This window comes from Oleomonas cavernae (assembly GCF_003590945.1).
Classification (GTDB): Bacteria; Pseudomonadota; Alphaproteobacteria; order Zavarziniales; family Zavarziniaceae; genus Zavarzinia; species Zavarzinia cavernae.
This window is the reverse complement of record NZ_QYUK01000011.1, coordinates 4,101,453-4,121,652: the sequence shown is the minus strand read 5'-3', so window position 1 is coordinate 4,121,652 and position 20,200 is coordinate 4,101,453. Positions and strand designations below refer to the sequence as shown.

The following is a 20,200-nucleotide window of genomic DNA, read 5'->3' as shown; positions in this document are numbered from 1 at the left end:
GGACAGGTTCCAGTCAGCCGGCAGTGAGGGCGTCGAGTTCGGCCTGGGTATAGAAGGCGTCGGCGTGGCAGTCTTCCGGCCGGATGCCCTTGTCGATCAATACCGCGCGACAGGTCTCGACCATTACCGGCGGGCCGCACAGATAGGCCTTGGTACCATCGGCCGCGCCGTCGGCGATATCCGCGCGCAAGGCATCGGCCAGGTTGCCGGTGCGCAGGCCGGTCGGGCCGCCGGGCTCCGAGAGGACCTGGATCACGGTCAGGTTCGGCGACCTGGCCGCCAGATCCGCCAGGTAGTCGTCAAGGTAGAGGTCGCGCTGCGCCCTGACCCCGAAATAGAGCCGGATCGGCTGGCGGAGGCCGGCCGCCAAGGCTTCATCCAGGATCGATTTGATCGGCGCCAGGCCCGAGCCGCCGGCCAGCAGGTAGATCGGCCCGCGATGCAGCTTGCGCAGATAGGAGGCACCGTAGGGCCCCTTCACCGTCACCGGGTCGCCCACCTTGGCGTGATCATAGACATGGCGGCTGACGGCGCCGGTGGCGCTGACCCGGACATGGAATTCCAGGGTGGCGCTGCCCGGCCGGTTGGCGAAGGAATAGTCGCGCGGCGGCAGGCCGGGCAGCGCCAGTCTGGCGAACTGGCCGGCGGCGAAATCGAGCGGCGCCCCCGTCGTTTCGATGCGCAGGATCGCCGTGTCGTGGGTCACGCGATCGATCGCGGCAATGGCCCCTTCGAGGCTGCGCAGGCGGTATTCCGCCGGCTCGTCCAGGTCGACGAAGGCGACTTCGCAGTCAGACAGCGGCAGCGCCCGGCAGGCCAGGATCAGGCCCTGCTCGCGTTCCTCGTCGGACAGGGCGAAGGCGGCATAGGGCTTCAGCTCGACCTTGCCGGCGATCAGTACCGTCCGGCAGGTGCCGCAGGTGCCGCCCCGGCAGATGAAGGGATAGTCGTAGTCCTCCTCGAGCGCCGCCTCCAGGATGGTCTGGCGCGGGGCAACCTCGATCGGCCTGTCGAACTGGCGGACCTTGACCGTGAACGTCATCGCTCTTCCCCGGGATCAGCGCAGGCCGCGAAACTAGGGAAGGGGTCAGGCCGCGTCAAAGAGAAAGCGGTTCCCCGGTTGCGCACCACACAGATCCGTCATCCCGGACGAAGCGCAGCGCAGATCCGGGATCTTGGGACCAGTGTTTCGGGCGTCCGGGCGTCACGAGATCCCGGCTCAAGGCCGGGATGACGCCTTGTAAGACAGGCTATTGAGGCCAAAAACAAAGCGCCCGGCCGAGGGGGATCGGCCGGGCGCAGTCGCGTTTGTCACGCGAAGCGGCATCGAGGGGGTAATGCCGCTGGGGATGGTCGCCCGGGTCATCGGGGGGATCGCCCATACGGCAACCATCCTGTTGAACCCAAGATGGGGTTAACCATGCGATTGTTCAACGCCTCACTTCATGCAGCGGATGCACCCCTGTGATGCACATCGGCGACAGGGTTCGATAATAATTTTTCAACCCTTAGTCGTTCGCCGCGGCCGCCATGCGTTCAGCCCGTTGTCGTTCGACCGTCGCCCGTTTCTGCAGGATCGAGGCGAAGATGACGCCCACCGCCACGATCGTGATCATGATCGTGGACAGGGCATTGATCTCGGGCTTCACCCCCAGCTTCACGGCCGAGAAGATCTTGATCGGCAGGGTGTCCCAGCCCGGCCCGCTGGTGAAGGACGAGATCACCACATTGTCCAGGCTCAAGGTGAAGGACAGCAGCCAGCCCGAGACCAGGGCGGGCGCGATCACCGGCAGGGTGATGACGAAGAAGGTCTTCAGGGGGGTGGCGCCCAGGTCCTGGGCCGCCTCCTCGATCGAGCGGTCGAACGAGACCAGGCGCGACTGCACCACCACCGCGACATAGGACATGCAGAACGAGGTATGGGCGATGATCATGGTGCCCAGACCCCGGCTCCATTCGATCGCCACGAACAGGAGCAGCAGCGACAGGCCGGTGATCACCTCGGGCATGACCAGCGGCGCATAGACCATGCCGGAGAACAGGGTGCGGCCGCGGAAGCTGGTGAAGCGTGCCATGACGAAGCCGGCGATGGTGCCCAGGATCACCGACAGGGTCGAGGTCGCGGTGGCCAGCACCAGCGAGACCCAGGCGGCGGCGAGCAGGTCTTCGTTCTGGAACAGCTCGCCATACCATTTCAGCGAAAAGCCGCCCCAGACGTTCACGATCCGCGACTCGTTGAACGAGAAGAAGATCAGGATGAGGATGGGGACATAGAGGAAGGCGAAGCCGAAGGTCAGCGCCGCCAGGTTGATGCCGGTCAGCCCCTTCTTCATTGCCCGGCCTCCTGCAGCCGTGCCTGCTGGCGCTGGAACAGCATGATCGGCACGATCAGGATCAGCAGCAGCACGACGGAGACCGCCGCCGCCAGGGGCCAGTTGCGCTCGCTGGAGAAGTCGGTGAACAGCTTGCGGCCGATGACGCGGACATTGTCGCCGGCCAGCAGTTCCGGGATCACGTATTCGCCCACCGCCGGGATGAAGACCAGGAAGCAGCCGGCGATGATGCCGGGGATCGCCAGCGGCACGGTCACCACCCAGAACGCCTTGATCGGCCGGCAGCCGAGGTCGGCCGCGGCCTCGAGCAGGGTCATGTCCATGCGCTCGAGATTGGCATAGAGCGGCAGGACCATGAACGGCAGGTAGGAATAGACGATGCCGATATACATGGCCCATTCGGTGTTGAGGATGTGCAGCGGCTCGTCCGGCCCCAGGATCCCCAGGTACATCAGCAGCCCGTTCAGCACGCCGCCCTCAGGCTTCAGAATCACGATCCAGGCATAGACGCGGATCAGGAACGAGGTCCAGAACGGCAGGATCACCAGCATCAGCAGGGTCGGCCGCACCCCTTCGTCGGCCCGCGCCATGGCATAGGCCATGGGGAAGCCGATCCCTAGGCACAGCAGGGTCGAGATCGCCGCGATCTTGGCCGAGTTCAGATAGGCCCGGACATAGGTATCTTCCGAGAAGATGGTCCAGTAGTTGCCCAGGTTCAGCTTCAGGTTCAGGAAATATTCGAAGCCGTCGTCGACCACCTCGATCAGGTCGGTATAGGGCGGAATCGCCACCGCCGTTTCCGAAAAGCTGATCTTCAGCACGATCAGGAACGGCACCACGAAGAAGAACAGCAGGAAGGTGAAGGGGATCGCGACGACCAGGCCGCGGCCGGTGATGCCCAGCCTCTGCGCCAACACCAGCGCCCAGCGATAGGGCGGAAAGCCGAGCAGGCGGCGGTGCAGCAGTTCGAGCTGGGAATGGACCTCGCCCGCCAGATAGGCGGAAGGCGGGCGGTCGTCGTGGTGGCCGTTGCCCGCGCTCATGATACCAGCACCACGGCGCTGTCGGGCATCCAGGTGAAATAGACCTGGTCGTCCCAGGTGATCGGGCGGTCGCGCAGGCGCGTCCGGTTGGCGACCGCTGCCGTCACCTTTTTGCCGTTGGCGAGGCGCACGTGATAGATCGTGAGATTGCCGAGGTAGCCGATATCCCAGACCTTGCCGGTGACGCAATTATAGGTCGGATCGTCGGGCGGGGTCAGGCCCACGTCGATCTTTTCCGGCCGCACCGCGACCCACACGGTGGCGCCCGGCGCCGCCGAGGTGCTGCGGTCGACATAGATATATGCGTCGGCCTCGGCCGAATGGATCAGCACATGATCGGGTTGGGCCTCGGTCAGGCGGCCCTCGAACATGTTCACGTCGCCGATGAACTCGGCGACGTAGCGGCTGTTGGGGAATTCGTAGAGTTCGGTCGGAGTCGCGACCTGGGCGATGCGGCCGTGGTTCATCACCGCGATGCGCGAGGAGACGGTCATCGCCTCCTCCTGGTCGTGGGTGACGATGACGAAGGTGATGCCGACCTGTTCCTGGATGTTCATCAGCTCGAACTGGGTCTGCTCGCGCAGTTTCTTGTCGAGCGCGCCCAAAGGCTCGTCCAGCAGCAGCATCTTGGGCTTCTTGATCAGGCTGCGGGCCAGGGCCACGCGCTGGCGCTGGCCGCCCGAGAGCTGGTGCGGCTTGCGCTTGCCGAATTTGCTGAGCTGGACCAGGCCCAGCATTTCCTCGACGCGCTTGTTGCGCTCGGCCTTGGGCACGCCGTCCTGGCGCAGGCCGAAGGCGATGTTGTCCTCGACCGTCATGTGCGGGAACAGGGCATAGGACTGGAACATCATGTTCACCGGCCGCTCGTAGGGCGGCACCGCCGACATGTCGACCCCGTCCAGTTCGATGCGGCCCGAGGTCGGCCGCTCGAAGCCGGCCAGCATGCGCAAAAGCGTGGTCTTGCCGCAGCCCGAGGGCCCGAGCAGGGAGAAGAATTCCCGCTGATAGATGTCCAGGCTGATGTTGTCGACCGCGACGAAGTCGCCGAAGGTCTTGGTGACGTTGACGATGCGGATATAGGGCTTGGCCTGCGGATCTTTCCACGGCTCGAACGGCACCCGCGAGGCGCTGGCCACACTCATCCCCTGATCCCCCTAGTGCTGAAAACGCTTAAGATCACAACGAAAACGGCCGGCACCTTTGGGAGGAGCCGGCCGCTGGTCGGGCGATCACTCGCCCAGTTTGATGGTTTCCCAGACCTTGTTCAGGATCCGCTGCTCTTTCTGGGAGTAGGCGGTGATCAGGTAGAGGATCTTCATCGTGTCGGGCGTCGGATAGATCCCCGGGTTGTTGACGACTGAGGCATCCATCAGCGGCTTGGCCCCGGCATTGCCGTTGGCGTACTGGGTCGCGGCCGAGTTACGCGCGATCACCTCGGGCTTCATCATGTAGTTGATGAAGGCATGGGCCGCATCGGGGTGCGGCGCATCGGCCAGGATCACCATCGAATCGAACCACAGCTGCGCCCCTTCCTTGGGCACATAGAAGGCCAGCTCGACGCCGTTCTTGGCCGCTTCCGCCGCCGCCTTGGCCTGGAACAGGTCGCCGTTCCACATGATGCCGAGGCAGATGTCGCCGGTCGCCATCTTGTCGATCATCGACGAGGATTCGAAGCGCTGGATGAAGGGGCGGATGGCCTTGAGCACCGGCAGCGCCTTCTTCAGCACCTCCGGGTCCTTGGAATTGGGATCCTCGCCGATGTATTTCAGCACCGCCGGGATCACTTCGTCGGGCGCGTTCAGCAGGGTGACGCCGCAGCCCTTGAACTTCGCCACCACCTTGGGATCGAATACCAGCTTCCAGGAATCGACCGGGGCATCCGGCATCAGTTCCTTGATCTTCTTGACGTTGTAGGCGACGCCGGTGACGCCCCACATGTAATCGACGGCGTATTCATTGCCCGGGTCGAAGACGCCAAGCTTCTCCATGATCGCCGGGTCCATGTTGGTGATGTTGGGCAGCTTGGACTTGTCCAGCTTCTGGTAGGCGCCGGCCGCGATCTGGCGCTGCAGGAAGGCGCCCGAGGGGAAGACCACGTCATAGCCCGACTTGCCGGCCAGGATCTTGGCTTCCAGCGTGTCGTTGGAATCGAAGGTGGAATAGACCACCTTGATGCCGGTTTCCTTCTCGAAATCGGCCAGAGTGGTGTCGTCGATATATTCTTCCCAGTTGTAGACGTTGACGACCTTTTCCTCGGCCCAGGCCGGGCCCGCGAAGGCCGCGGCGGCCATACAGGCCCCCAGGAAATACTGTTTCAACGAACCCCTCATCATCATTCTCCGCCTTTGGGCGAGTGGAGCCCCCGCCTCATTGCACCCGCCGAATTAGAACCGTGGGGCACGCGCAGGGTCAATCAAAACCGGGATATAGGCCCGCCGAACCGGCGAAAGCGGTTCAGCCGCTCGCTTCCGCCTGCCCAAGGGCGCCTCACCAGCGCACCGGGGCGGCCTGGTCCTTCTTCAGCAGGGCGCCGACGGCGTGCTGGTAGGGGATATTGCGGATCGGGGCCAGGCGGAACAGGTTGTCGGTTTCGAGCGGGCGATAGGGCAGCGGGAAGCTGTCGATCAACTGGCTGTGGTCGATGGCCAGCGGCACCCAGGCCTCGTCGATCGCGCGGATCAGGCGGGGCCAGTCGCCGGGCGTATCGTGCGGCCATTCGTAATGGCTCAGGCGCTGCCGGCCCGCGCCCAGGTAGAAATCCACCATGCGCTTGTCGATGCGGGGCTTGGCCGTCAGGTCGACCTGGGTCAGCCCGGCCGCCCCGCGCGGCGAGAAATAGAGGCATGGAATGCCGAAGGTCTCGGCGATGACCATGCCGTGCAGGCTGGTCGAGACGATGCGCCGGCACGACAGGATCTCGGCCATCTTGGCCTCCAGCCCGTCGGCGCCGATCGGCGTCAGGGTGTTGATCAGGCGCACCTCGCCGGCGAGGTCGGGCGGGACATGGTAACGCGCCAGTTCCTGCTTGGGCCCGGCGGTCAGCGCGCGGCCGTCGAGTTCGGACAGGTGCAGGATGACACCGAGTTCGTGGCGCTTGGCCACGGGGGCCTTGTAGAACTGCGGCAGATGGGCCACCGGGTCGCCATAGGCCCGGGTCGTGCTCCCGGTGGCGGCGCTCAGGATCCTGGCGGTCACAGGGCCGCGGGTGGCGCAGACGGTGAAGCGGGTGTCGGGCGGCGGTGCCCACTTGCCGGCGTCGGCCTGGCCGGGGCGCCTCGCCTCGCTCATCCCCGTGCCCCAGACGAAGACGTCGCCGCCCTCGAAGCCGTGGGCGATGGTGCCGACGCAGGACATGCGCACGGACTTGGACGCCATCGGCCGGCGGTCGACGGCCAGGCCGCTGAAGGCCGCGACCATCACCGGGCTCAAGGCATCGCCCAGGTTCAGGTAGTTCTGGGCCTCGGTCGCCGCCGCCCAGATCAGGGGAACGGCGCCGTTGCGGGCGACGACATCGGCAAAGCGCTGGGGCATCGGTCTTCTTTGCAGCAAAAAGGGCGCCCCGCCGGCGGGGCGCCCTCGATGGTGTTACCCGATCAGTAGATCGAGAACGGGAAATACTTGTCGTTGATGGTCTTGTAGGTGCCGTCGGCCAGGATTTCGGCGATCGCCTTGTTGAGCGCGGTCAACAGCTCGGTATCGCCCTTGCGCACGGCGATGCCGACACCGTTGCCCAGGATCGACTTGGGCTCGAACATCTCCGGTCCGGCGAAGGCGCAACAGGCGCCCGGCGGGGTCTCGAGCCAGGTGTAGGTCACGGTCTTGTCGACCAGGCCGGCATCGACCCGGCCCGACGCCAGGTCGGCGTAGAGCTCGTCGACGGTGGCGTAGAGCTTGATCGTCGATTCCTTGTAGAGGGCTTCGAGCAGGTCGGCCTGGATGGTCGCGCTCTGGGCGCCCAGGGCCTTGCCCTTGAGGGCGGCGGGAGTGGTTTCGGTGATGCCGGCCGACTTCACGGACACGAACTGGGTGGGCGTGTCGTAGTATTTGTCCGAGAAGTCGACGACCTTCTTGCGCTCGTCGGTGATCGCCATCGAGGCGACGATGGCATCGAACTTCTTGGCCTGCAGGGCGGGAATGATGCCGTCCCAGTCCTGGGTGACGAACTCGCACTTCACCTTCATCTTCTCGCACAGCGCCTTGGCGATATCGACGTCGAAGCCATAGAGCTGGCCGCCGGCATCGATGGCGTTGAACGGCGGATAGGCGCCCTCGGTGCCGATCTTGACGACCTTCTCGGCGGCGGAGGCCGGCGTCAGGCCGGCCAGGGCCACTGCGGCCGCGGCAGCCGCGACGAAGCGCAGGCCGAACCGCGCGCGTTTACCAAACAACATGATTTCATCCCCCATGCGTTGCGGAGGATATCAGCGTCGCGCGCCTGTCGGAGGAGATCAAGCGCCAAGCGCGGCGCGGAATCAGTCGCCCGGCGCCAACTCGGCCGCGGGGGTGGCGAGGGCATCGAGCCGGGCAAGGCGGCGCCGGCGGCGCCAGACCACGAATAGGGCGCCGATGCCGCCGATGCCGCCGCCGATCACCGCGCCGATCAGCGCGGTCGAGCCCATGGCCTGCCATTCGTTACGGCTGGGCACCGGCAGGGGCGCCGGCGGGGCGGCCGGGTCCTCGTTGACGAATTGCAGATCCTCGATGCCGGCCTTCAGGCGCCGGGTCAGGTTGCTCAGCACCGCGACGCCAGTCTTCTGGCTGCCGTCATAGGCACTGAACAGGTTGACCGTGACCGAGGTGTGGCGGATCAGGGTGATGGCGGCCAGGCCCGCGATGACCGTGCGCCGCTTGCCGTCGACCTGGAGCTTTGCCGTGCCGATATAGAAGGCCTGGTCGTCGTGGTCGAGGACGGCGACGATTGGCGCGGGGGCATCCTTGCCGGCGGCCTTCATCTGCGCCTCGCCGTTGGCGGCGATATCCTCGATCCGGCCGGGGGAAACGTCAGTTGCTTGGCGATCGAGTCGAGGTAGGTCGCCTTGGAGTCGTCGCTCTGCTGCACCACGCCTTCGGCATTCGCCAGCAGCAGGATCTGCCCGAAATTGTCCAGGATCTGGCGCTCGCCCGCCCGCAGTTCGACCAGTTCGGTGCAGTCGCCGAAGGCCAGGGCCACGCGCATGGCGCTGCCCACGGTGGCGCGGATGGTCTTGAGGAACTCGGCCTCGGCCGGGCGGCTCTCGTCGAGCACACAGTAGCCGTCGATGGGGGCGACCTCCATGGTCTGCCCTGGCGCGGTCGGCACCTGCTCGGCCGTGGCGGACCCGGCGACGGCGGTCAGGCCGGCGACCAGCGCCCAGGCCAGGGGCGATGGGGCGGGGCGTGAGGGCGACAGGCAGCAGGGACGCATCATTCGGGCAAAACCATGAATCAGCCGGCTTGAGGTGGCGGCTTGCGCCAAGTTACCGTCCGATTCGCGCGGGGAAAGACAAAAATGCCCGCGTCGTCGCCAGATGGGAGGGGAATGTGATTGCGTTTCGTGAAATAGCCTCGGGGCTTCGGTTTCCGGAAGGGCCGGTGGCCCTGCCCGACGGGGATGTCCTGGTCGTCGAAATCGCGCGGGGCACCTTGACCCGCGTGGCCCCGGACGGCCGCCTGACCGTGGTCGCCAGCCTGGGCGGCGGGCCCAACGGCGCCGCCATCGGGCCGGACGGCCATGTCTATATCTGCAACAACGGCGGCTTCGAATTCACCGATCTGGGAGGGATTCTGGTCCCCGGCCACCAGGCGCACGACTATGCCGGCGGCTCGATCCAGCGGGTGGACCTGTCGACCGGCAAGGCCGAAACGCTCTACACCGGGGCGGGCGACGTCCGCCTGCGGGGCCCTAACGACCTGGTGTTCGACGGCACCGGCGGCTTCTGGTTCACCGACCACGGCAAGTCGCGGGCGCGCGAACGCGATACCACCGGCGTGTTCTATGCCAAGGCCGACGGCAGCTTCATCGAGGAAGTCATCTTCCCGCTCCAGGCGCCCAACGGCATCGGCCTGTCGCCCGACGGCAAGGTGCTCTACGTGGCCGAGACCTTCACCGGCCGGGTCTGGTCCTTCGCGGTGGCGGGGCCGGGCAAGATCGGCGGCGCCAACGGCCTGCTCGGGCACCCCGGGCAGTTGCTGGCCGGCCCCGGCGGGCTCAACCTCTACGACAGCCTCGGCGTCGACGGCGAAGGCCATGTCTGCGTCGCGACCCTGCTCAACGGGGGCATCACCGCGATCTCCCCCGACGGCGCCAAGGTGGAGCACATCCCCTTCCCCGATCCGTTGACGACCAATATCTGCTTCGGCGGCCCGGCCCTGCGTACCGCCTTCATCACCCTGTCGGGCACCGGCAGGCTGATCGCCTGCGACTGGCCCCGGCCCGGCCTGCGCCTTCATCACCAATAGGGCACGCCGGCATTCCGGTCTTTCGGGCACTACTTTCAGTGGTGCCCGAAATGCCTTCATGACGCGACGAAAACCGAAAAAACACCCATAATGGCGGCAACTGAATCGGGGTGGCCGGTTGTGCCGATTTGTCGCGGAAAAGCCCCAAAGTGACAAAATGTCACCGTAAGTCATTGCCATCGCGTGGCTTTTTCTGGTGTGGCGATTCTGCAACTGTTGCAATGCGAGAAAGCACCTCGCGCGCCGGTCGAGACTTGACACCGTTTTGGGAACGGTGTCGGGTAGATCGGTCATGCGGCTCTCGCAGCGCTGCAATGCAATAACGATAAAACATAAATAACGAAAACGCCCGGTCAGGGCGCCGGGGCTTAAAGGGTGGGAGGTCACGTTGAGGAAAGATAGTTCTGTTCGTACCCGTTTGACGCGGGCGACCGCGCTTGGCGCGGGCTCACTCGCCGTCGCGTTCGGGCTGCTGGGGGCCGGCACGGCGCAGGCCGCCAATTTCGAGGTCGGCGAAGTCACGATCAACACGCAGGTGTCAATTTCGGCGGGCTTCGGGATTCGTACCGAAGGCCGGGACGGTCGGCTGATCTGCCCGGCGAACTTGCCCGGGGTTGGTACGTCGACTACCTGCAACGGCGACAATGGCAACCTGAATTTCGACAGCGGCGATTTCGTCAATGCGCCGGTTCGGGTACAGGGTGAGGTTGAGGCGAGCTGGCAGAACTTCACCGTCTATGCTCGTGGCCAAGCCTTCTACGACTACATCTACGACAACGGTGATCTCGCCTTTATGGGTGGGGCTGCCAACTACCGCGATCTGGCAGGCCGCCAGACCGAAGCGGGGCAAAACACGGCATCCCATGGCTATGAAATCATGGATTTGTGGGTGCGCGGGAAGTTTGATATCGGCGACAATCAGTTGATCGCCAAGATTGGCCAGCAGTCGATTTCCTGGGGCGAGGCGCTGTTCACGCCTTTGAGCTTTGCCCAGGTCAACTCCTTCGATATCTCCAAGTTGCGCCAGCCCGGCGCCGAACTGCGCGACGCTGTGCGTTCGATGCCCGCAGCGCTGCTGACCTACGAAGTCGGCAGCGGCCTGAGCGTCGAGGCGTTTTACCAGTTCGAATTCCGCCCGACCATTGCCGACGCTTCGGGCAGCTTCTTTTCGACCAGCGATATCGTCGGACAGGGTGGCACCGGCTTTGGCGCCGGCCAGGACTACGACGTGATTTTCCCCAACGTCGGCGGCTTCTCTTCACCGGTCTATGTTCAAGACGACGAGAACAACGACGGTAAGAATTATGGCGTGGCCATGCGCTATTTCTCGCCGGAACTCAACAACACGGAATTCGGCCTCTATTACGCCAACATCACCGCACGCCTGCCGGTACCGACCTTTGTCACCCCGGCAGTGCTGACAGCGAGCCCGTTTGTCAACGCCAACAACGGCCGGCTCGAGGTCACCTACCTCGAGGACGTGAAGATGCTGGGCACCAGCTTCAACACGTCGATCGACGCGCTCGGTGTCTCGCTCGCCGGCGAAGTCGCCTGGATGCATGACTACCCGCTGCTGATCGACGGCGAGTCTTTTGCGACAGCCTACATCTGCGCATTGATTCCCGCCCCCGGCGCGCCTTGCAGCGCGGTTGGTTTCCCCAACCAGGTGAGCACGCAGAACGGTTTGACCGCCGGCATGCCCGGGCAGCGCATCGAGGGCTTTGTCCGCGACGACATCTATACCTTCATGCTGCGCGGCATCAAGACGCTGGGCGGCTCCGACTTTCCGACGTCGGCGATCGGCGCCAACAGCATCAGCCTGATCGCCGAGTTCGGCGGCGTCTACGCCGACCTGCCCAACGAAAAAATCCTGGCCTTCGACGTCTTCGGCAACGGCACTCCCGGCAGTGGGGCGTTCACCGATCCGTTGACCGGCAAGTACGAGGCGGCGACCGATTTCTCGGTTGGCGTTACGGCGGTGGCCTCGGCAAGCTATCCCGACGCCTTCGCCGGGGTGAATCTGACGCCGAGTCTCCGCTATGCCACCGGCCTCTACGGCAACTCCCCGGTTGCCGCCGGCTATATCGAGCGAGCCAGCGCGTTGAGCTTCCAGCTCGATGCGGACTACCTGCTCGCATGGCGCGGCTCGATTGGTTACACCACCTACTTCGGCGGCCGTCAGAATCCGTTGAACGATCGTGACTTCTTCTCGGCCTCGATCAGCTACACGTTCTGATGTCCGCTGTTTACGTAACATTAAACATAACATAAGAAAAACATGTCGGGCCGCGCCAGGGTGGCGCGGTCCCTCCGGGAGGCTCCTGATGAAACGTATTGCGTATCTTGGTCTGACCCTCGGCCTGGCGGCCCTGCTGGGCGGCACGGCCCTTGCCAAGGGCGGCCCCGACCAGATCGCCCGGCTGGGCGCCGATCTCACCCCCATGGGCTCCACCAAGGCCGGCAATGCCGATGGCTCGATCCCGGCCTGGGACGGCGGCATCAAGACCGCACCGGCGGGCTATGCCCCGGGCCAGCGCCTGGTCGATCCCTTTGCCAGCGATCCCGTGCTGTTCACCATCACCGGCGCCAATGCCGACCAGTACGCGGCCAAGCTGTCGCCCGGCCAGCTCGCCCTGCTGAAGACCTACCCGACCTACAAGCTCAACGTCTACAAGACCCATCGCAGCTGCGCCTACAAGCAGGCGGTCTATGACGCCAACAAGAAGAATGCCGAGGTCGCCAAGCTGACGCCCGACGGCAACGGCCTGGCGGAAGGCCTGGTCGGCGTGCCCTTCCCGCTGGCCACCGAAGGCGTCGAGTTCTTCTGGAACCACCGCTTCCGCCCGCGTCTGGGCTTCAAGTTCCGCCGCGCCTTCGCGCTGGCCGCGGTCACCCGCACCGGCGACTACACCATCGTGAAGGCCCAGGACGAAGGCATCCTGCACTACATGGGCCCGGGTGTGCGCGCGGTGGGCGACGTCACCCAGCTCAGCCAGCTCAACAACGTCTGGATCACCTATCTCTCGATGACCACGGCGCCGGCGCGTATCGCCGGCTCGATCATCCTGGTGCTGGACAATATCAACGACAGCCAAGGCCCGCGGCAGGCTTGGCAGTACAACCCCGGCACCCGCCGGGTGCTGCGCGCGCCCGACCTGTCCTTCGACAACCCGGGCACCAATTCGGACGGCCTGACCACGATCGACCAGTTCGATATCATGAACGGCTCGCCCGAGCGCTATACCTGGAAGTACAACGGCCTCCAGGAGGCCTATATCGGTTACAACGCCTACAAGGCGAACAACACGCCCTACAAGGAGTTCCTGACCGGCCAGCATCCCAATCAGGATGTCATGCGCTACGAACTGCACCGGGTGCATAATGTCGAGGCCAACCTGCGGGAAGGCGCGCGTCACATCTATTCCAAGCGCGTGATCTTCCAGGACGAGGACAGCTGGACCTTCACCAACGTCTCGCTGTTCGACACCCGCGGCTCGCTCTGGCGGGTCCAGGATGCGCCGATCATCCAGTACTACGACGCCCAGTCCTGCAACCAGATCTTCGAGGTCGACTACGACCTCCAGTCCGGCCGCTATCTCGCCCAGACCATGAACATGGAAGAGAAGCCGCTGGAGTGGAACGTCGAGGAACTGCAGCCCGAGCGCTACACCCCCGACGCGATCCGCCGCCTCGGCACCCGCTGAGTGTCACCGCGGTCATGACGAAACGGGCGGCTTCGGCCGCCCGTTTTCTTTTGGGGCAGGCCTGCGCCACACTGGCGCATGATGCCGTCGCATCGGGGCCAATAGCCGGAAATTGCCCCCAAGTCTTCTGTCAATAATATTGACAATCCTCCCCCATGCCCGAAAATTCGCAGCACAAGCGAGAAAACTCGCATCTCAACAGGCGTGACCGATCGGGACTGATCGGCGCGGCGTTGATCAGGGGGGAGGGGCGTCCGCATGAGGTCGCGTCATGTCTTGGGGCCGCGCGGGTCGACCGCGTTGGCGGCATTGTTTGTCGGCCTGGGCTTGGGCGCGGGGGCCGGCCTTGGGGTACAGTCGGCGCAGGCCCTGGACATCGAATGGGGCGAGGTCAGCGGCAGCATCATCACCTCGCTGTCGGTCAGCACCCAGATCCGCATGGCGGACCGCGACCCGCGCAACGTCGGCATCAGCAACGGCGGCAATTTTCCCTCCGCCGGCAATGACGACGGCAACCTGAACTTCGACAAATACGACCTGACGACGCTGATCGGCACCGCCACCAGCGAGATCAATCTCAAATGGCAGAACCTGGGGCTCTATATCCGGGGCACGGCCTTCTACGACTATATCGCCGACAACAACGAGCTGGCGGTGAACGGCCCGCCCGAGCGCGGCGAACGCGGCGTCTACACCATGGATGGCCAGGAAAAGGCCCGCTACGACGCCTATATGCAGGACTATTTCGTCTCGGGCAATTTCCAGGTGCTCGACCGCAACCTCAGCGTCCGGATCGGCAGCCAGGTGCTGAACTGGGGCGAGGCGCTGTTCACCATCAACGCGATTTCGGTGATCAACCCGATCGATGTCGGGCGCATCCGCGTGCCCGGCGCTGAATTGCGCGATGCCCTTATCCCGGTGCCCATGGCCTGGGCCTCCTACGAACTGGCCGACGGCCTGTCGCTGGAAGGCTTCGTCACCTTCGGCTTCGAGCCGTTCAAGCTCGAGGCCTGCGGCGCCTTCATGTCGGCCACGGATTCGTTCTGCGACGGCACCCGCGGCGTCGGCGTCGGCACCGATTTCAAGGACACCCGCTCCTACTACAAGGGCCGCGACAACCCGCAGGACAATGCCCGCAACTACGACGGCATCTCGGCCGACACCACCATCGACGACGATGCCGAAGGTAACGACTGGGGTATCGCCCTGCGCTACTATTCGCCCGAGTTGAACAATACTGAATTCGGCTTCTACTACATCAACTATCAAAGCCGGCTGCCGTCGATCAACGCCTTCGGCGACTACAAGAATCCGGCGACGGGCACGCTCTTCGGCATCCCCGGCCTGACCGATCCCGGCTTTGGCACCGCGCCCCGCTCGGTCGTGCTCGACAATCTCGATCACGGCAAGCTGACGATCTACTACCCCGACGATGTCGAGCTCTACGGCATGAGCTTCAACACGACGGTGGACAGCCTTGGCCTCGCCATCAACGGCGAAATCTCGCTGAAAACCAATGCCCCGGTCTGGGTCTCCGAACCCGTCCTGACCTTCACCGTCTACAACAACGCCGGCGGCAACCCGCTGCTGGCTAACCAGGCCTTCGGCATCGCGCCCTATGTCGAGAACGGCCAGCCCTTCGACCCCGATGCGCCGCCCCCGCTCGACCTCAACCTCGACGAGCCGCACGATCTGTGGAACGCCAATCTGCGCTTCACCAAGATCCTGCCGACCACCCACTGGATCGTCTCGGCCCTGGGGGCCAATTCGATCATCGCCCTGCTCGAGGCGGCGACGATCTATGTCGATATCGATCCCGACGGGCCTTACGATTACGCCGCCTATGGCCAGAACGGCTTTTCCGGCTTCTCGACCCGGCCGCTGAATCCCCTGGTCGATATCGGGGCGCCCGCGGTACCCGCCCTGTCCCTGCCCGAACAGGGCGACGCCCGCGTGAAGGCGACCTGGAAGCCGCCGACCCAATGGTCGGGCGGCTTCACCACCCTGTTCATCCTCGACTATCCCGCCGCCTTTGGCACGCCCATCAACCTCACCCCGATCGTCGCCTTCCAGACCGGCCTGTTCGGCTCCACCCCCGCCCCCAATCCCGGCTTCACCAAGAGCATGAATTCCATGTACCTGGCCTTGAAGGCGGACTACCTCGGCTCCTATTCCGCGCAGATTTCGTACTTCAAGAGCTGGGGCGCCGGCGGTGGCCTGGGCGGTTCGCGCAACCCGGCGCTCGACCGCGATTTCATCGGCCTGACCGTCTCCTATGTCTTCTGAGGACGGGGTCTGAGGCTGTTGCTCCCCTCCGCCCGCGTGCGGGGGGAGGGGCTGGGGGAGGTGGGCCGGGCCGCTCCGAGATGCAGGACGCCCTGCCCTACAACCTCCTCACCCCACCCTCTCCTCCCGTGGAGGAGAGGGCTTTGCACCCCCCAAAAAGATGACGCCGATTCTGGTTCATGTTTCTGCGGCGGGTTTTTTCAGTTGCAGCGCAGCAAGATGACCCCGCATTGGGCCAATTCCCGAAAGCCCCGGTTTCAATTGATCGGGACAGCCGCCCCCTGTTGTGCCTTAAAAAAGGCGCGCCCCTCTTGACGGTACGGGCGTAGTCGCAGGCCTGCCGGCGTCGCCGGCGGAAAATGCCTGCCGTAAAAGGGTTGCGTTGGAGGGGAATCAGGGAATGGAAGAGGCACAGGCCCGTGGGCCGAGGATCGCAGCAGCGGTGAAATTGGCCCCGAAAAAAATGACGCCATTTTCGCGCCCGATGCTTCGCGGCGGCATCATGGCGACGGCGGCGGTTGCCCTGTGCCTGGCCCTGCCCGCCCTCGGCGCCGAATTCACTATTGGCGACGAGGTCGAAGGCCAGATCATCACCTCGCTGTCGACCGGCTTCCAGATGCGCCTGGCCGACCGCGACCCGCGCAATGTCGGCCTCTACAACGGTGGCACCCACCACGCCAGCAGCACCGACGACGGCAACCTGAATTTCGACAAGTACGATATCATCAGCCAGATCACCACGGTGACCTCGGAAATCAGCCTGAAATGGCAGGATTTCTTCGTCTATGCCCGGGGCACGGCATTCTACGATTCGATCGCCGACAACAACGACCTGGCGGTGAACGGGCCGCAGGAGCGGCCGTACCGGGGGCAGTACAACCCCTATGCCCAGGACCGGGCGCGCTACGACGCCGAAATGCTCGACTACGTCGTCGGCTACAATTACAGCATCGGCGACCATTTCGGCCTGGTGAAGATCGGCAACCAGGTGCTGAACTGGGGCGAGGCCCTGTTCACCATCGGTGGCATTTCGGTGATCAACCCGATCAACGTCAGCAAGATCCGCGTGCCCGGCGCCGAGCTGCGCGACGCGCTGATCCCGGTGCCCATGATCTCGAACTCGATCGACCTGTTCCAGGGCGTCTCGCTGGAAGCCTTCTATCAATGGGGCTTTGAGCCTTTCAAGCTGGAGGCCTGCGGCAGCTATTTCTCCTTCACCGACACGTTGTGCGACGGCGCCACCGGCGTGCCCAGCCTGACCGACTATGGCGATTCCCGCGCCTTCAACGCCGGCAGCGGGCAGGATCCGAGCGATTTCGACTTTCCGGCCTCGGTGGGCGGGCCGCAACTGGTCTCGGCCAACATGCGGCTGCAGGACGACGAGCCCTCCTCCGTCAACGACTGGGGCGTGGCGATCCGCGCGCTGGTGCCGGAACTCAACAATACCGAGTTCCAGTTCTACTACATGCGCTATACCAGCCGCCTGCCCTCGATCAAGGCGGTGGTGCCGCACGATGCGCCCGGCACCGGCCACGTCAGCGGCACCGAACTGGTCACCAACGCCCCGGCCCTGCTGGGCGGCGTGCTCAACGGCCTGGGCGTGAATGAGCTCGACGGCCTGGTCTCGGCCCTCGCCGGCCTGCTCAATTCGCCGGTGGGCAACAGCGTCACGGACATTGTCGCGGCCCTGGCCGATCCGCTGGCCCAGCCGCTGGTCGACGCCCTGGTCGGCAACGGTTCGGGCGGGATCTACGGCACCTATCCGCGCTCGGCCGTGCTCGAGAACCTCGACAACACGATCCTGCACAAATACTACCCCTCCGGCATCGACATGCTGGGCTTTGCCTTCAACACGATGGAGGAATGGACCGGTATCGCGATCAATTTCGAGCTGTCCTACAAGCACGACGTGCCGGTCTATGTCGCCGAGACCAATTTCCTCGTCACCACCTACAATGCGGCGGGCGGGGTACCCGTCGATCCGGTGACAAATGCACCCATTACGGCGCTGGGCCTGCCGGCGACCAATCCCGGCATTGCCCCGATCGTCAACGTGCCTGGAACTGACACGCCCAGCCTGTCGGGGGCCAGCCCCAACACGGTCTATCTCGACAAGCGCCAGGACATGTGGCTGGCGTCCATGCGCTTCACCAAGCTGTTCGCTTCCACCGACAATATCACCAGCGTGCTGGGCGCATCCTCGGTGACGGCGCTGGTCGAATTCGGCGCGCTGTACTTCGATTTGGCCGACGATCTGAAATATGCCTCCTACGGCCAGTTCGGTTACAGCGGCTTCGGCACCGCGCCGCTCACCGTCGGCGGCCTGACCGTGGTGCCGCCCCTGATGGCCACCGGATTACCCCCATATGGGGACTATGATTTCTATTTCCCCGCCACCGGGAAAGCACCTACGCGCTGGTCTGGGGGCGTCCAGGGCTTGATCTTCTGGGATTACCCCGACATTCTGTCAGGCGTGACGCTTACCCCCGCCATCGGTTTTTCGGCGGGCTTGTTCGGTACCACGCCGGCGCCGCACCCCGGCTTTACCAAAGGCGTCAACTCGATCAATTTGCAGCTCAAGGCGGAATATCTGTCCAACACGGCGGTGATCGTCAACTACTACAAAAGTTGGGGCGGTGGCGGCGGCGAAGGCGGCTCGCGCAACCCGTACATCGACCGCGACTTCATGGGTGTAACCTTTAGCTATCAGTTCTGAAGAAAAAATCGGGTCAGGGTACTCAGGAGGAGACAGAAGATGACACTCAAGATGGCCGCGCTTGCGGGCCTGATGATGGCCAGCGTCGCCGGTACGGCGGCTCTCGCCAAGGCGCCGCAGGCCGAAGTCGACCGGCTGGGCAAGGACTTGACGCCCATGGGGGCGATCAAGGCCGGCAATGCCGACGGCACCATCCCGGCCTGGGAAGGCGGGCTCACCACACCGCCGGCCGGCTACAAGCCGGGCGGCAAATATGTCGATCCGTTCCCCAGCGACCAGGTCAAGTTCACTATCGATGGCAAGAACCTCGACCAGTACAAGGCCAACCTGTCGCCGGGCCAGATCGCGTTCTTGAAGACCTATCCGACGGCCAAGCTGCGCGTCTTCCAGACCCGCCGCACCTGCTCGCTGCCCGAGCGGCTCTATGAGGCCAACAAGAAGAATGCCGCCACCGCGACCCTGACCGAGGACCAGAACGGCCTCAACGACGCGCTGCTGGGCAACCCCTTCGTGATCCCCAGCAACGGCGTCGAGGCGATCTGGAACCACCGCCTGCGCTATCGCGGCTTCAAGTTCCGCCGCTATTTCGCCTCGGCCGCGGTGAACCGCGACGGCTCCTACACCATCTTCAAGAACGAGGATTTCGGCATCCTCCACTACAACGGCCCCGGCCTGAAGACGGTGGGCGACGTCACCGATATCAAGCAGCTCAACAACATCGGCATTTCCTACATCAACATCACCACCTCGCCGGCCCGCCTGGCAGGCAGCGTGGTGCTGGTGCATGACACCATCAACGCCAAGGAACTGCCGCGCCAGGCCTGGGTCTACAATCCCGGCACCCGTCGCGTCCTGCGCGCGCCGGAACTGGCCTACGACAACCCGTTGTATAACACCGACGGTCTCGCCACCACCGACCAGTTCGACATGTACAACGGTGCCACCGACCGCTACAATTTCGAGCTGAAGCCCAAGCAGGAAACCTATATCGGCTATAACAACTACGCGGTGAACGCTAAGTATGCCGAGCTGCTGACCCCCAGCCATCTCAACCCGGAATTCGGCCGCTACGAACTGCACCGGACCTGGGTGGTCGATGCCAAGCTGAAGGAGGGCACCCGCCACGTCTTCGGCCGCCGCGTCTTCTACATGGACGAGGACAGCTGGAACATCGCCCAGGTCGACCTCTATGACACCCGCCAGCAGCTCTGGCGCTTCCAGGAAGGCCCGATCTCCAACGCCTACGAACTGCCGCTGTGCTCCTCGGCCCTGGAAGTCACCTATGACCTGCAGTCGGGCCGCTACATCGTCTTCGCCCTGAAGAACGAGGAAAAGCAGTTCAACCTGAACGCCCAGGATGTTGACCCGTCGCAGTTCACGCCGGACGCCATCCGCCGCCTCGGCACCCGCTGAGCCGATCGGGCACCGCAACAAGAAGGGCGCGGCGCAGGTCGCGCCCTTCGTCGCTTCCGTGCCCCCGTGGGCGCCGTCGGGCCGGGTCGCGCCGGTCGTGTGGGAGACCGGGGCCATCACAGCCAATTGCATCCGTTTTGGGCAGAAAGGCGCCTTTCCCTTGGCGCCCGTCCAGGATTTTATTTAACTGACAAAGAATCGGACACCTGAGACCGCGGCAACGCGGCAAGTCCGGCAGTAAGGGTAGGGATTATACGAGGTACGCGC

The 20,200-nt window shown here is 64.4% G+C and carries 15 protein-coding genes; 6 read left to right on the top strand and 9 right to left on the bottom strand.

Annotation, left to right across the window (positions count from 1 at the left end):
• Positions 1-13: 13 nt before the first annotated feature.
• The 9 genes from D3874_RS23765 to D3874_RS23725 all read right to left on the bottom strand — a co-directional run bounded on the left by D3874_RS23765 (position 14) and on the right by D3874_RS23725 (position 8,783).
• Complete coding sequence (locus tag D3874_RS23765) at positions 14-1,042, bottom strand: 2Fe-2S iron-sulfur cluster-binding protein (RefSeq protein ID WP_119781691.1); 1,029 nt, start codon at positions 1,040-1,042, stop codon at positions 14-16.
• Positions 1,043-1,508: 466 nt separating this feature from the next.
• On the bottom strand, positions 1,509-2,333 hold the full coding sequence (locus D3874_RS23760; protein WP_119781689.1) for an ABC transporter permease: 825 nt from the start codon (positions 2,331-2,333) through the stop codon (positions 1,509-1,511).
• Positions 2,330-3,376, bottom strand: a complete 1,047-nt coding sequence (locus tag D3874_RS23755; RefSeq protein ID WP_119781687.1) for an ABC transporter permease subunit — start codon at positions 3,374-3,376, stop codon at positions 2,330-2,332. Before D3874_RS23755 ends, D3874_RS23760 begins: the two co-directional genes overlap by 4 nt.
• Positions 3,373-4,518 (bottom strand): ABC transporter ATP-binding protein, encoded by a 1,146-nt coding sequence (locus D3874_RS23750; protein ID WP_119781685.1) that lies wholly within the window; start codon positions 4,516-4,518, stop codon positions 3,373-3,375. Before D3874_RS23750 ends, D3874_RS23755 begins: the two co-directional genes overlap by 4 nt.
• 87 nt (positions 4,519-4,605) lie before the next feature.
• Positions 4,606-5,694, bottom strand: a complete 1,089-nt coding sequence (locus D3874_RS23745; RefSeq protein WP_199699234.1) for a polyamine ABC transporter substrate-binding protein — start codon at positions 5,692-5,694, stop codon at positions 4,606-4,608.
• A 169-nt stretch (positions 5,695-5,863) separates the two neighbouring features.
• Positions 5,864-6,907: a polysaccharide pyruvyl transferase family protein gene (locus D3874_RS23740; protein ID WP_199699233.1), complete on the bottom strand. Its 1,044-nt coding sequence runs from the start codon at positions 6,905-6,907 to the stop codon at positions 5,864-5,866.
• A gap of 62 nt (positions 6,908-6,969) precedes the next feature.
• On the bottom strand, positions 6,970-7,767 hold the full coding sequence (locus D3874_RS23735; RefSeq protein WP_119782461.1) for a lysine/arginine/ornithine ABC transporter substrate-binding protein: 798 nt from the start codon (positions 7,765-7,767) through the stop codon (positions 6,970-6,972).
• An 81-nt stretch (positions 7,768-7,848) separates the two neighbouring features.
• Positions 7,849-8,328, bottom strand: a complete 480-nt coding sequence (locus tag D3874_RS23730) for a hypothetical protein (RefSeq protein ID WP_119781681.1) — start codon at positions 8,326-8,328, stop codon at positions 7,849-7,851.
• The gene (locus tag D3874_RS23725) at positions 8,325-8,783 is read right to left on the bottom strand and encodes a hypothetical protein (RefSeq protein ID WP_147385836.1); all 459 of its coding nucleotides are present in this window, start codon (positions 8,781-8,783) and stop codon (positions 8,325-8,327) included. Before D3874_RS23725 ends, D3874_RS23730 begins: the two co-directional genes overlap by 4 nt.
• Before the next feature lie 113 nt (positions 8,784-8,896).
• Here D3874_RS23725 and D3874_RS23720 point away from each other — a divergent pair, with 113 nt between their 5' ends.
• The 6 genes from D3874_RS23720 (at position 8,897) to D3874_RS23695 (ending at position 19,933) form a co-directional block, all read left to right on the top strand.
• A complete protein-coding gene (locus D3874_RS23720; RefSeq protein WP_199699232.1) occupies positions 8,897-9,814 on the top strand; it encodes an SMP-30/gluconolactonase/LRE family protein in 918 nt (305 codons plus the stop codon).
• Between the two features lie 388 nt (positions 9,815-10,202).
• Entirely contained in the window at positions 10,203-12,050 is a 1,848-nt protein-coding gene (locus D3874_RS23715) for a DUF1302 domain-containing protein (RefSeq protein ID WP_119781675.1), read from the top strand.
• 88 nt (positions 12,051-12,138) lie between these two features.
• Entirely contained in the window at positions 12,139-13,518 is a 1,380-nt protein-coding gene (locus tag D3874_RS23710; RefSeq protein WP_119781673.1) for a DUF1329 domain-containing protein, read from the top strand.
• 258 nt (positions 13,519-13,776) lie between these two features.
• Positions 13,777-15,804, top strand: coding sequence for a DUF1302 domain-containing protein (locus tag D3874_RS23705; RefSeq protein ID WP_119781671.1), 2,028 nt, complete (start codon positions 13,777-13,779; stop codon positions 15,802-15,804).
• Positions 15,805-16,267: 463 nt separating this feature from the next.
• Positions 16,268-18,520: a DUF1302 domain-containing protein gene (locus D3874_RS23700; protein WP_158596191.1), complete on the top strand. Its 2,253-nt coding sequence runs from the start codon at positions 16,268-16,270 to the stop codon at positions 18,518-18,520.
• Between the two features lie 39 nt (positions 18,521-18,559).
• A complete protein-coding gene (locus D3874_RS23695) occupies positions 18,560-19,933 on the top strand; it encodes a DUF1329 domain-containing protein (protein WP_119781667.1) in 1,374 nt (457 codons plus the stop codon).
• The last annotated feature ends 267 nt before the right edge of the window (positions 19,934-20,200 follow it).